Below are 12,900 nucleotides of genomic sequence, written 5' to 3' on the forward strand. Positions count from 1 at the left end.
GCATGTTATGAAACTGTTTTTATCCGCGGCTTTCCTGTGTTTGCTCAGCCTGAGCCCGGCGCTCTGGGCGCTGAATACTCTTAACGGCCAGACCGTGGAAGCGCTGGAATGGGACGCACTGATGCCCGCTGATTTCACCTTCGAGCAGGTGTATGGCACTCAGGATTTTGGCGATCTCGACGATTTCGATCCGCGGGCGCAGCAGAAGCTCGATGACATGATGCAGGCACTGCAGTCGGCGCCGGTGGTGCCGGAACTGGATGGCAAGATGGTGCGTATTCCGGGCTTTGTGGTGCCGCTGGACGGCGTCGGACAGAAGGTCACCGAATTCTTTCTGGTACCCTATTTCGGTGCCTGCATTCATACGCCGCCGCCGCCGTCGAATCAGATTATCCTTACACGCTTCGAGCCGGGTACCGAGCTGAAAAACCTGTTCGATGCGGTCTGGATCACGGGCACGCTCAAGGTCGAAAGCTTCAGTCATGAGGTGGCGGCGTCCGGTTACAGCATCGAGGCGTACCGCATCGAGCCCTATGTCGAATAACGGGCTGCGGGTAACTTAACGCCGCCGCGCAACCCGCACAGCCTGAGTCGGCGGGGCTGGGATGAAGCCTGGATGCGATCATCGGCGTTGTTCTGCAGGCCGGTCTGTTGCCGGGGCTGCTGTATCTGCTGATCGCTTGGGTCAACATGCGGGTTGCCGGTCTGGGCATCAGGGGGCGCTGGTGACCGGCGGTGAGGCTGGGGTACACTTTGCGGCAATTTCCATCGTCACAAGAGTCTGAGCCATGCGGTATCCAAAGACCAAGCTGCCCAAGGTCGGAACCACCATCTTTAGCGAAATGTCCCAGTTGGCCCAGGCCACAGGGGCGATTAACCTGTCCCAGGGCTTTCCCGATTTCGATGCGCCGGCGGCGCTGCGCGAACAGGTGGCACTGCATATCAACAGCGGTGCCAACCAGTACGCGCCCATGACCGGCGTACCGGCGCTGCGCGAGGCCATTGCCCTCAAGGTCGAGCGGCTCTATGGCCACAAACCCTGCATGGATACCGAAGTGACGGTAACCTCAGGTGCCACCGAAGCCCTGTTTGCCGCCATCAGCGCCGTGATAGGGCCTGGTGATGAAGTCATCCTGTTTGATCCCTGTTACGACAGTTACGAGCCGGCCATCGAACTCAACGGTGGCAAGGCGGTGCACCTGCCGCTGGACGAGCGTGATTTCAGTATCGACTGGAACCGCCTGGCGGATGCCATTGGCCCGCGCACCCGCATGATCGTGATCAATACGCCGCACAATCCTACCGGCAGCGTGCTCAGTTCCGAGGATCTGGAGCGCCTGGCATCCCTGGTGCGCGACACCGATATCCTGTTACTGGGCGATGAAGTCTATGAACACATCGTGTTTGATGGCGCCACGCACCAGAGCCTGCTGTGTCACGCGGAGCTGGCCCGGCGCAGTTTCGTGGTGTCTTCCTTTGGCAAGACGTACCATGCCACCGGCTGGAAGGTGGGGTACTGCATCGCGCCTGCGCCCCTGAGTGCCGAGTTTCGCAAGGTGCACCAGTACCTGACCTTCAGCACCATGACGCCGGCGCAACTCGGGCTGGCGGACTTCATGCGCAGTACCCCGCAACACTACCTGGAACTGCCGGCCTTCTATCAGGCCAAACGGGACCTGTTCCGCGAACTGCTGGCGCCCAGCCGCTTCGGTCTGAGCGATGCAAAGGGTACCTACTTCCAGCTGGCGGACTACGGCGCGATCAGTGACCTGCCGGACACCGAGTTTGCCAAATGGCTGACCCGTGAAGCCGGCGTGGCGGCCATACCGGTGTCGGTTTTCTGTCAGCAACCCATGCAGCGCAAACTGGTACGGTTTTGTTTCGCCAAGGGTGAAGACACCCTGCGGGAGGCGGCGGCGCGACTATGCAGGATTTGAACAGCACACAAGCGCCGCAGCAGGACCTGCGAATCAGCCTGGTACAGAGCGCCCTGCACTGGCAGGATCCGCCCGCCAACCGGCGGATGTTCGAACAACAGCTGGCCTGCCTGACAGGCACAACCGACTTGATCGTGCTGCCGGAGATGTTTACCACCGGCTTTACCATGGCGCCCGAAGGCCTGGCGGAACCGCAAGAGGGGCCGACGCTGGACTGGATGTGCCGGCAGGCAAGGCAGCTGGGGGCAGCGCTATGCGGCAGCCTGGTCACCCGGACGGCGGCAGGCTTCGTGAACCGGCTGCTGTTTGTAACGCCCGAAGGGGCCGTGCATCACTACGACAAGCGACACCTGTTTCGCATGGCCGGCGAGCACCAGCACTACGAGGCCGGCACCTGCAGGGCGCTGATCGACTACCGGGGCTGGCGAATTCTGCCGACGGTCTGTTATGACCTGCGCTTTCCGGTATTTCTGCGCAATCGCAGTGATTACGATCTGCTGCTCTGCGTGGCCAACTGGCCGGCGGCGCGCCGTCATCCCTGGCGGGTGCTGCTGCAGGCGCGCGCCATTGAAAACCTCTGCTACGTTGCCGGTGTCAACCGGGTTGGGCAGGATGGCAAGGGTTATGATTACAGCGGCGATTCGATGCTGGTGGATTTCAAGGGGCAGGCGCTGCTGGATCGGCCTGCTGGTACGCCCTTTGTCGGGACAACCACCTTGAGTGCGGCAGCGCTTGGCAGCTTTCGAAATGCCTTTCCCGCCGGGCAGGATGCCGACGATTTTGAGCTCCGGCTGTAGCGCATCGCACTGCACGGCTGTGCAGGATGGGGCATTCAAACGGCCGCTTGAAAAGGTTTCACGAGCGGTCGTAGCGGTGGCGCTATACTGAGGTCACGCGATGGTCGTCATGGGGCTGTCCAGCGGTTTAAACGAACACCCTTGCCCTTTACAGGGCCTTTTGCCGGCATTGTTCCGGCTTTAAGGGGCATGCCCAAAGGCTGCCCCTTTTCCTTGCCTGCATGAGCGCTGCGGGCCGGATTCAGGCTTCGTTCCCGCGGCTAAATCCCTTACACTAGCGGGCCTGTCAGGCGGTGTACCTTCCCGCCGAGTCCAATTTTTATTCACAGGCCTGCAATGAGTAACAGTCAGAGTATTATTGATGCCGGTCGCTGGATCGACGCCCAGGGCTGGTGTCCGGCCACCGGTGGTAATTTTTCCCTGCGCAGCAACGACCAGGAGGTTCTGATTACCGCCTCCGGACGGCACAAGGGCCATCTCGGCGAGGCCGATCTGCTGCGGGTTGACCTCGACGGCAAGCCACTGGATTCAACACTCAAGCCCTCGGCGGAAACCCTGTTGCATACGCGGCTGTATCAGCTCGACGACCAGATCGGTGCCGTGCTGCACACCCATTCGGTCAGTGCGACCGTGCTGTCGCTGACGACGCCCGGTGACTGGCTGGGTATCGAGCAGCTCGAGATGCAGAAATCCCTCAGCGGCAACCAGACTCACGATGCCGCCATTCGCATCGCCATCTTCGACAATACCCAGGACATGCAGGCACTGGCGCAGCGCGTTGCGCAGCGCTGGCAGCAGGGCGCGCTGTCCTGGGGTCTGCTGGTGCGTGGCCATGGTCTCTATGCCTGGGGACGTGACATGGCTGAAGCGCGGCGCCACCTCGAAGGGCTGGAGTTTCTGTTCGCCTGCCAGCTGGAACTCAAGCGCCTGGGCGTTCAACAAGGAACCTGTGCATGACCATCAAGGCCATACTGACCGATATCGAAGGCACCACCACGGACATCGCCTTTGTGCACCGGGTGCTTTTCCCCTATGCCCATGAGCGGCTGGCGGATTACCTGCGTACACATGCAAGCGATAGCGTGGTGCAGGACATTCTGGCGCAGGCCCGCGGTGAGCTGGGGCAACCGGATGCGGACCTCGAGACGCTGATCGCTGCCTTTCGCCACTGGATCGAGCAGGATCTGAAGATCACGCCGCTCAAGGCCCTGCAGGGCCTGATCTGGATGCACGGCTACGAGCAGGGTGACTTCAAGGGGCACCTTTACGAGGATGCGCATCGACTGTTGCAACAATGGCACGCTGACGGTATCGCGCTGCATGTGTTTTCGTCAGGCTCCGTCAAGGCGCAGCAGCTGATCTTTGGCTACAGCGACTACGGTGATCTCAGGCCACTGTTCAGTGGTTACTTCGATACCACCACGGGCCCCAAGCGCGAGGCACACTCCTACCAGGCCATTGTCGAGCGCATCGGCTGCGCGGCCGATGAGGTGCTGTTCCTGTCCGATATCGAGCAGGAACTGGATGCCGCCCGCAGCGCCGGTCTTCGAACCTGCCTGGTGGCCCGGGCCGAGCAGCCGGCGGCGCCGCAACATGCGGTGGTGTCCCGTTTTGACGATATATCCCTGTAAACCGCGGTTGAGGAGTCCAGCATGAGTGCCATTACAGTTTACGCCGACGATAATCCGCAGCAGGTACTGCTGCACAGCGAGCGGGGTGATGAAATCGCTGCCGTGCTGGCCGGTATCGGGGTCAACTTCGAGCGCTGGCAGGCGGCGTTTGACGTTACGCCGCAGATGAGCAGCGACGAGATCATCGCCGCCTACGCCGAACAGATCGACCGCCTCAAGCGCAGTGGCGGCTACGTGACCGTGGATGTGGTAAACATGTCCGCGGACCATCCGCAAAAGGATGAATTCCGCCAGAAGTTCCTGTCTGAACACACACACAGCGAGGATGAAGTGCGCTTCTTCGTGGCGGGCGAGGGCATGTTCTACCTGCATGTGGATGCCAGGGTATATCAGGTGCTGTGCTGCCAGAACGACCTGATTTCGGTACCGGCCAATACCACCCACTGGTTCGACATGGGGCCGCAGCCGCGCTTTTCGGCCATCCGCCTGTTTAACGACCCGGCCGGCTGGGTGGCGAACTTTACCGGCTCCAGCATCGCCGAACAGTTTCCCAAGTTTGACTGACTGAAGGCCGCCCGGTCGCATCCACTGATGTGCCAGGGCGGTATCCGCCTCCTTTGAGCAAAGCCGCCCTGGCATTGCCGCTTGCGTGACCTTGTGACTACACTGTGGGCTGTCCGTGGCTACGGACGCCCAGAACAGCAGTCATTCAAGGATGTTCAGATGCCGTTTCCCAAGCGATTAACAAACGCCTTTTGCGTCACTCAGGGCCGTGCTGCCCTGGCCTCATTCGTGCTCGGTACCTCGCTGTGCCTGCTGCCCGTTATCGGCGCAGAGGCTGCGGCCATTCTGGAGGGCGATCGCAGCGTACCGGCCGATGCCCGTAACGGCATGGTGGTCACGAGTCACTACCTGGCGACCGATGAAGCCCTCAACGTGCTGGAAAAGGGTGGCAATGCCATCGATGCGGCGGTGACGGCGGCCTTTGCGCTGGCCGTGACACAGCCGCGTTCGGGCAATATCGGCGGCGGTGGCTTTATGCTGGTGTCCTCCGAAAGTGCCGGCGAGGTGGTGGCCATCGACTACCGTGAAAAGGCGCCCGCCGGCGCCACGCGGGACATGTTCCTGGACAAGGACGGTAACGTCGACAGCGATATCAGTCGCTATTCCCACAAGGCGGCCGGCGTGCCGGGAACGGTGGCAGGCCTGGCACTGGCGCTGGAAAAGTACGGCACCCTGTCGCTGGCCGATGCCCTGGCCCCGGCCATCCGGCTGGCCGACGAGGGCTTCGTGATTCCGTCACGCTTCAGTGACGGCATCAAGGCAAGTGCCGAGCGGCTGGGCAAGTTTGACTCCAGCACCAAGGTGTTTTTCAAGCCTGACGGCAGTTTCTATGAGCCGGGCGAGCTGTTCGTGCAGAAGGACCTGGCGGCCACGCTCAAGCGCATCGCGGAACAGGGTGTAAAGGGGTTTTACGAAGGTGAAACCGCCGACCTGATCGTGGCCCAGATGCAGCGCGGCGGTGGCCTGATCAGCCATGAAGATCTGAAAAACTATGCACCCGCAGTGCGCACACCGGTACATGGCAACTACCGCGGTTACGATGTCTACTCCATGAGCCCGCCCAGTTCCGGTGGTACCCATGTGGTACAGATCCTGAACATGCTGGAGGGCTATCCGATCGCCGAAACGGGGCATAACTCGGCGGCCACCATTCACCTGATGGCTGAAGCCATGAAGCGGGCCTACGCCGACCGTTCCGAATATCTCGGCGATACGGATTTCGTCAAGGTGCCGGTGGCCGGGCTGACGTCCAAGGATTATGCTGCACAGCTGCGCGACACCATCGACCCGCTCAGGGCCACCGACAGCGCCAGTCTCAAGCCCGGTGACCCGGCCCCCTACGAGAGCAATGAGACGACCCACTTTTCGGTGGTCGACAAGTTTGGCAACGCGGTATCCAACACCTACACCATCAATTTCAGTTACGGCTCTCACATCGTGGTCGATGGCGCGGGCTTTCTGCTGAATAACGAAATGGACGACTTCAGTGCCAAGCCAGGCGTACCCAATGCCTACGGCCTGATTGGCGGCGAGGCAAACAAGATCGAGCCCGGCAAGCGCATGCTCAGCTCGATGTCGCCCACCATCGTGCAGAAAGACGGCAAGAACTTCCTGGTGACCGGCAGTCCCGGCGGTTCGCGCATCATTACCACCACGCTGCAGGTGCTGATGAACGTGATCGATCACAACCTCAATATTCAGGCGGCGGTGAATGCGCCGCGCGTGCATCATCAGTGGCTGCCGGATGAAATTCGGGTGGAAGAGGGTATCAGCCCGGATACGGTGAAACTGCTTGAGGGCATGGGGCATACGGTGTCGCAAAAAGCCGCCATGGGGGCGATTCAGAGCATCATGGTAGCCGAGGATGGCACCTTTTATGGTGGTGCCGACCCTAGGCGCAGCACCTCGTCGGCGCGGGGTTTTTAGCGCTTTACCCCCGTTGCCCGGTGGGCGCCTTAGCGGCCGGTATTGCGCCCGCCCGCGCCCTGGCGTACCGGCAAGGCGTGCCTGGCTGGTCTATGATTGAGGCAGACTTATTCATAGGGGATAGACCAATGTCCCGCGCACAGGAAAGGTATCATGAGCGACAGCAGCACGGACTGTCGATCTTCGGCAAGGACCTGATACGCCGCTGTGGCGCCCACTGCGAGCTGTGTGACCGCCAGGGCGTAAGCCTCAAGGTATTTGAAGTGCCGCCGGTGGAGACACCGGCCAACTTCGACCACTGCGTCATGCTGTGTGAGGTGTGTTTCAAGCAGATCCTCCAGCCCAGGAAGCGCGATCCTCATCACTGGCGCTGCCTCAGGACGGCAGTCTGGAGTTCGACCCCGGCCGCACGGGTGCTGGCCATCGCTCTGCTCGATACTTTTATTGGCCGCGAAGACTGGGCCATGCAACTGCACGAGCAACTCTATCTGGATCCCGAAGAGCAACTCTGGGTGGACTCCATCGATTTTTAGCACGGTCCTGCTTTAAAAACGCCCCCAGGCCCAGAGGTGTTGAGCGCGCTGCGGAGTCAAATGGCCGCTGGCGCTTAACTTTGTGACCGCTGCTGGACGCCAAATTCGAAGGGTGTCAGGTAGCCGTCCTGGTTGGCATCAAGCGAGGTGAAATAGGTTTTCAGGTCCGCGTAGGCGCTGGACTCCTGCCAGCTGAGCTTGCCGTCGTTATCGACATCCAGTTCCTGAAACAGCGTTTGCACCGGATCTGCGTGGAGCGTGGCGCAGGTGGTGAGCAGGGCGGCACCGAGGGTGGCTGTAAGGGTTCGCATGGACATCTCCTTTCCTTTTGACAAGTCTCGCCTTGCGCATGGCGATATTTGTGCCAGAAAAATATAGTCCTTTTATAACAGTAGTTTAGGTGTTTTCAGTCAGGTCGTAACGAAGGGCTCGGGAGCGGGCGGGGGCGAAACAGGCCAGGTTCTGTCTTGTTTTCGCGACGCTATTGTCGGCGGGTTCTACTAATCTTTTAAATTCAATGGCTTGGGGTGTTTCTGTTTGGCGACGGCCACGGGCCGGGTAAGGCTGGCGCCGGGGCGTGCAACATGCCACGGCCGAGCCTCACCTGAGGCGGGCGGCCTCGGGGCGGGCTCAACAGGCAGCGTGTTGTTCAGAGGTGGCTGAGGGCGCCGGCCTTCACCTGTTCGGGGCTGAGCACGGCCGTATCCAGAATCCAGCCGGTCACCAGGCTGGCCGGCGTCACGTCGAAGGCCGGGTTGTACACCGGCGCATCTTCCGGGCTCCAGCGCACCTGGCCAAAACTGCCGCTGACGCCCTGTACTTCTGCGGCTGAGCGCTGTTCGATGGGAATCTGGCTGCCATCGGGGCACTGCGGATCCACCGTGGTATAGGGGGCCACGACGTAAAACGGCACCTGGTGATAACGGGCATTGACCGCCAGCGAATAGGTACCCACCTTGTTGGCGAAGTCGCCGTTGGCGGCGATCCGGTCGGAACCCACCAGAATGCAGTCGACCTTGCCCTGGGCCATCAGCATGGCGGCCATGCTGTCGCAGATCAGGGTGTAGGGCACCTGCAGTTGGCGCATTTCCCAGCAGGTCAGCCGGCCGCCCTGCAGTAGCGGGCGGGTCTCGTCCACATACACATGAATACCCTTGCCCTGGCGGTGGGCTTCCCCGATAACGCCAATGGCGGTGCCGACACCTGCCGTAGCAAGGCTGCCGGTATTGCAGTGGGTCAGAATACGGGTGCCGGGTTCGATCAGCGCCGCACCCTGGCGCGCCATGTTCAGGCACAGCTGGACATCTTCATCGAAAATGCGTTCTGCACAGGCGCCCAGCGCAAGCGCGCCCTGTTCACGCAGGGTGGCCAGCATGCGGTCCATGCAGTTCATCAGGTTGACCGCCGTAGGGCGCGCCTCGCGCAACGTTGCCGCAGCCTGTTCCAGCGCAGTGGGGCTCTCGCCCCGTTCGGCCAGGTGGGCCAGCAGCAGGCTGGCGCCAATGCCGATCAGCGGGGCGCCGCGAATCTGCAGTTTGCGAATCATGTCCACCATGGCCTCCACCGAGGTGCATTCCAGCCAGCGCTCCTGGTCCGGCAACTGGTGCTGGTCCAGCACCCAAAGCTGGCCCTGCTGGTATTTCAGGCTGGTGGAGATCAGGTCTTTCATGGCGAGTCACAACTGGCTGTCTTGAGGGAGGCGATACCATAACAAAGTGGCCCGGATGAAAATAGATGCAATTGCCATAAGCAAATCGCCGGCGTTTTTGCCAGAATAGGCGCTTTTACAGCGTATTTGACGGGCAGAAACCATGACCGACTGCAAGTTTGCCAATGATGCCGAAGTGATCGACTTTGCGCGGACCCACTCCGGCGTTTTCCAGGCGGGAGCGAATCTCGGCGTCGAGGAAATCGGCGATGGCAATATCAATTTCGTATACCGGGTTTACGCCGATGACGGCACCAGTGTCATTATCAAGCAGGCACTGCATTACATTCGCATCATCGGTGAGGGCTGGCCGCTATCCCAGGATCGCATCCGCATCGAAGCCGAAGCGTTGCAGCAGGAAGCGCTCTACTGCCCCGACCTGGTTCCCCGGGTTTACCACTTCGATGCCGCCCGTTCCGCCATCGTGATGGAGGACATCGGTGCCCATGAGAACCTGCGCCATGCGCTGATCGCCCGGACCCATTTGCCGCTGCTGGCAGAGCACCTGGGGCGCTTTGCGGCCGACACCCTGTTCCACACCTCGGACCTGTACCTGGATGCGCACCGCAAGAAGGAGCTGGTGGGGCGCTTTATCAACCCGGATCTGTGCAAGATCACCGAGGACCTGTTCTTCTGGGACCCGTACTGCGATCACGAACGCAACAATATCAACCCGCTGCTGTGGGACGAGGCCGAAGCTCTGTGGCAGGATGCGCCGCTGAAGCTGGAAGTGGCCCGTCTGAAGCATCGATTCCTGACCTGCGCGCAGGCGCTGTTGCACGGTGACCTGCATTCGGGTTCCGTGTTCGCCTGTGCCGAGGGGACCAAGGTAATCGACCCGGAGTTTGCCTACTTTGGGCCCATGGGCTTTGATGTCGGCAGCGTGCTGGGCAATCTGTTGCTGAATGTAGCCGGCCAGGCTGAACTGCCCGGGGATGCAGCCGAACGCGCTGCCTACCAGGCATGGTTGCTGGAGACCATTGCCGGCTTCTGGAACACCTTTGCCGGGCGCTTTGGCGCCCTGATGGAGGAGAAGACCCAGGACCCGTCACTTGACCTCGCCCTGTACCGTGACGCCTTCCTGGCCGAGCTGCTGGCTGACAGCATCGGCTACGCCGGCACCGAGATGATCCGGCGTACCCTGGGGCTGGCCCATGTCGCCGATCTGGACGCCATCGAGGATCCACAGCGCCGGGCGCTTGCCGAGAGCAGGGTGCTGCATCTTGGGCGCGCGATGATCATGCAGCGCGGCGAGTTCGGGTCAATCGAGACGCTGGTGGCCTTTGTGCGGGATCACTGAAGTTCAGTTCCAACCTCTGGGGAAGCAGCATTGAAAACGGGAGTGGCCTGACAAGCCACTCCCGTTTTTGCAGGTATGGAGGCTGCACCATCGTTCAGGGGCTGCGTTGAGACATGAAATGGTGATAGATCTGCACCAGTTCGTCTTCCGAGAAGGTGACCACCACCAGTTGCTGCCCCGGCAGAATCAGGTTCGGATCCTGACCCAGCAGTCCCTGCTGATAATTGTAGATATAGGTTTCACGCACCTTGTCATCCAGCACCTTGCCCAGGAACGAACTGCTGCGATCGCCCAGGCGTTCGTCGGCATCTTCTGGAATAGAAACCTGGATGGACCCGCCCGCCTGGGGCAGCTCAAGGCCTTGGGCAAAGGAATTGATCAGGCCGCTGTTAAGGATGCCCCAGAGTCCGTCCTTGTCGAACTCATTCACGGCATGGATATAGAAGATCTTGCCGTTGGCCAGTTCCGGGTTGCTGAGCAGTTCCTGCAGCGTCACCTGTCCGGCCAGCTGGGGCAGGGTACCGCTTGAGGGTGCCTGTTGAGAACGATCGCTGTCAGTGCGGGTGATGGAAGGGCGAACATCCACGGCATAGGCGGTCGCTGCGGCGGCATCGATCAGCTCGGGACCCAGCGCCATTTCAAGCTCGACATTGTCCGCCAGTACCTGGGATTCCGGCAGCAGCAACAGCTGGCTGGCGTTGACGAAACTGCTGGCCTGGCCAATCGCAATCGGCTGATCGGCATCGGCGGTGAGCTGCTCGATGTGGGACCGGGCCTGCTGGCGCTCCACATCACTGATAACGGGCCTGGGCGCCTCGGCGGGGTCTTGCGGTGCAAAAAAAAGCCAGATGGCGGTCATGGCCAGGGCTATGGTCACGATCAGTAGCAGTCGTTGCATCGGTGTGGTTCCCTGTTTCGCAGGCGGACAGTTGACGGGCAGATAATCGCACCGCGTCCACTTTAGAACAGATTGCGGCAGCGCGAAAGCGTTGGGAAGGGGCTGGAAATGGAGGGGCCAGTCATTGTTATACTGGCATGCCCTGTATCCCGCAGGCTCCGTTGCAACCCTGGAGGAATGGTGATGGCCGGTTCAGATCCCAACAGTGACTTCGATCAGTTGATGCAGCGCGATGGGGTGGCTCCGCTGCGCCACAGCCCAAGGGCCGATACCGGAACCGTGCGGCTGCCACCGGCCGTATTGACCGCCAGGCGCCGCGCCGCAGAGGGTTCTGCCGACGGCCTGGGACTCGAAATTCTGCAGCCGGTCGATCCCCATGACCCGCTGGAATGGAAACGTGACGGTGTGCAGGAGGGGGTCTACCGCAACCTTCGCCTGGGGCGTTACCGCGCCGATGCGAGGCTTGAACTGATCAGGAAGACCCTGGGGCAGGCGCAGGACGAGTTGCGTCACTTTGTGCGTGAGTGCACCACCCATGGCATAAGGACCTGTGCCATCAGTCACGGTCGCGGGCGCCGCACGGGGGATGCCGCCAGCGAGATGCGCAGTGCGCTCAACCAGTGGCTGCCGTTGCTGGATGAGGTGCTGGCGTTCCATTCGGCACCGCCCGAACAGGGCGGCCTTGGCGTGGTCCATGTGATGCTGCGCAAGAACGAGGCCCAGCGCCAGGATAACTGGGAGCGGCACCAGAAACGGGGCTGATGTCTGGCCGCGCCTGTGCGTGGCGCGGCTATACTTGAGAGTCGAGAGCCGGCCTGCCGGGTTCAGGCAGGGGGTCATCGAGTAGTGCTTTGTAGATGGAGCCAGTCATGACGGAAAAAATCGAGGAGGTGTTGCTGTTCTGGTTCGGGCCGCTGCACAACGGCATTGCCTGTGAATCGAAACAGCGGCTCTGGTGGGAAGGGCGCGAGGAGGATGACCGGCAGCTGGATGAGCTGTTCGCGCCCCTGGTGCGCCGGGCCATGCGCGGTGAGCTGGAAGCCTGGGCCAGCAGTCCGCGGGGGCGACTGGCATTGATTCTGCTGCTGGATCAATTCAGTCGCAGCATCTACCGGGGTACGGCGGACGCTTTTGGCGGTGACGCCCTGGCGCTGGAAAACTGCCAGCGGGGGATTGCCCTGGGTCACGACCTGGCGCTGGAGACCGCCGAACGGCTGTTTTTCTATATGCCGCTGGAGCACGCCGAGTCTCTGGAGGCGCAAAACCTGCTTGTCGCTCAGCTTGAATCACTGCGGCAAACCCTCGTGGGGGCGCCCCGCAGCCAGCTGGATAACGCGCTGGATTTTGCCCATCAGCACCGCGACCTGATCGTGCGTTTTGGGCGTTTTCCCCATCGCAACACCGTGCTCGGGCGAGTGTCCACCGAGCAGGAGCTGGCCTACCTCAACCAGTCACACCATCGCTGGGGTCAGTAGGGCCCCGTACTCGAGGGTCGTGCAAACGAACAGTCATTGAATTTTCAATATGAATAAAATTCAATAAATGCAAAAAATACATCAATTTAACTAATTGTCATGTGTCGTCATAATGCTTCCCACTTCAATGG

Annotated in this window: 14 protein-coding genes; 11 read left to right on the forward strand and 3 right to left on the reverse strand. The window is 61.1% G+C overall.

Annotated elements, in window-relative coordinates:
* Positions 1-7 precede the first annotated feature (7 nt).
* From KDW95_RS01905 to KDW95_RS01940, 8 genes are all read left to right on the forward strand, one after another.
* Positions 8-544 carry a DUF3299 domain-containing protein gene (locus KDW95_RS01905; protein WP_255854549.1) on the forward strand — a complete coding sequence of 179 codons (537 nt, stop codon included), beginning with the start codon at positions 8-10 and terminating at the stop codon, positions 542-544.
* A gap of 244 nt (positions 545-788) precedes the next feature.
* Positions 789-1,937 carry a pyridoxal phosphate-dependent aminotransferase gene (locus tag KDW95_RS01910; protein WP_255854550.1) on the forward strand — a complete coding sequence of 383 codons (1,149 nt, stop codon included), beginning with the start codon at positions 789-791 and terminating at the stop codon, positions 1,935-1,937.
* On the forward strand, positions 1,925-2,734 hold the full coding sequence (locus tag KDW95_RS01915; protein WP_255854551.1) for an amidohydrolase: 810 nt from the start codon (positions 1,925-1,927) through the stop codon (positions 2,732-2,734). Before KDW95_RS01910 ends, KDW95_RS01915 begins: the two co-directional genes overlap by 13 nt.
* 336 nt (positions 2,735-3,070) lie before the next feature.
* The gene (locus KDW95_RS01920) at positions 3,071-3,691 is read left to right on the forward strand and encodes a methylthioribulose 1-phosphate dehydratase (protein WP_255854552.1); all 621 of its coding nucleotides are present in this window, start codon (positions 3,071-3,073) and stop codon (positions 3,689-3,691) included.
* Complete coding sequence (gene mtnC / locus KDW95_RS01925; protein WP_255854553.1) at positions 3,688-4,365, forward strand: acireductone synthase; 678 nt, start codon at positions 3,688-3,690, stop codon at positions 4,363-4,365. Before KDW95_RS01920 ends, mtnC begins: the two co-directional genes overlap by 4 nt.
* Positions 4,366-4,386: 21 nt before the next feature.
* Positions 4,387-4,929, forward strand: a complete 543-nt coding sequence (locus KDW95_RS01930; protein ID WP_255854554.1) for a 1,2-dihydroxy-3-keto-5-methylthiopentene dioxygenase — start codon at positions 4,387-4,389, stop codon at positions 4,927-4,929.
* 159 nt (positions 4,930-5,088) lie between these two features.
* On the forward strand, positions 5,089-6,855 hold the full coding sequence (gene ggt / locus KDW95_RS01935; protein ID WP_255854555.1) for a gamma-glutamyltransferase: 1,767 nt from the start codon (positions 5,089-5,091) through the stop codon (positions 6,853-6,855).
* Between the two features lie 128 nt (positions 6,856-6,983).
* A complete protein-coding gene (locus KDW95_RS01940; RefSeq protein WP_255854556.1) occupies positions 6,984-7,388 on the forward strand; it encodes a phnA protein in 405 nt (134 codons plus the stop codon).
* Positions 7,389-7,462: 74 nt separating this feature from the next.
* On the opposite strand, the gene KDW95_RS01945 is transcribed toward KDW95_RS01940, so the two are convergent.
* Both KDW95_RS01945 and mtnA read right to left on the reverse strand, forming a co-directional pair.
* Positions 7,463-7,699 carry an EF-hand domain-containing protein gene (locus KDW95_RS01945; RefSeq protein ID WP_255854557.1) on the reverse strand — a complete coding sequence of 79 codons (237 nt, stop codon included), beginning with the start codon at positions 7,697-7,699 and terminating at the stop codon, positions 7,463-7,465.
* 338 nt (positions 7,700-8,037) lie between these two features.
* Positions 8,038-9,057 carry an S-methyl-5-thioribose-1-phosphate isomerase gene (gene mtnA / locus KDW95_RS01950; protein ID WP_255854558.1) on the reverse strand — a complete coding sequence of 340 codons (1,020 nt, stop codon included), beginning with the start codon at positions 9,055-9,057 and terminating at the stop codon, positions 8,038-8,040.
* A gap of 142 nt (positions 9,058-9,199) precedes the next feature.
* Here mtnA and mtnK point away from each other — a divergent pair, with 142 nt between their 5' ends.
* Positions 9,200-10,396 (forward strand): S-methyl-5-thioribose kinase, encoded by a 1,197-nt coding sequence (gene mtnK, locus KDW95_RS01955; RefSeq protein WP_255854560.1) that lies wholly within the window; start codon positions 9,200-9,202, stop codon positions 10,394-10,396.
* 94 nt (positions 10,397-10,490) lie between these two features.
* Here mtnK and KDW95_RS01960 read toward each other — a convergent pair whose 3' ends face one another.
* Complete coding sequence (locus KDW95_RS01960; RefSeq protein ID WP_255854561.1) at positions 10,491-11,294, reverse strand: hypothetical protein; 804 nt, start codon at positions 11,292-11,294, stop codon at positions 10,491-10,493.
* Positions 11,295-11,477: 183 nt separating this feature from the next.
* On the opposite strand from KDW95_RS01960, the gene smrA reads away from it, so the two are divergent.
* Positions 11,478-12,056, forward strand: a complete 579-nt coding sequence (gene smrA, locus KDW95_RS01965) for a DNA endonuclease SmrA (protein WP_255854562.1) — start codon at positions 11,478-11,480, stop codon at positions 12,054-12,056.
* Positions 12,057-12,163: 107 nt separating this feature from the next.
* Entirely contained in the window at positions 12,164-12,769 is a 606-nt protein-coding gene (locus KDW95_RS01970) for a DUF924 family protein (protein WP_255854563.1), read from the forward strand.
* Positions 12,770-12,900 lie beyond the last annotated feature (131 nt).

This window comes from Marinobacterium rhizophilum (genome assembly GCF_024397915.1).
GTDB classification, from domain to species: Bacteria; Pseudomonadota; Gammaproteobacteria; order Pseudomonadales; family Balneatricaceae; genus Marinobacterium_A; species Marinobacterium_A rhizophilum_A.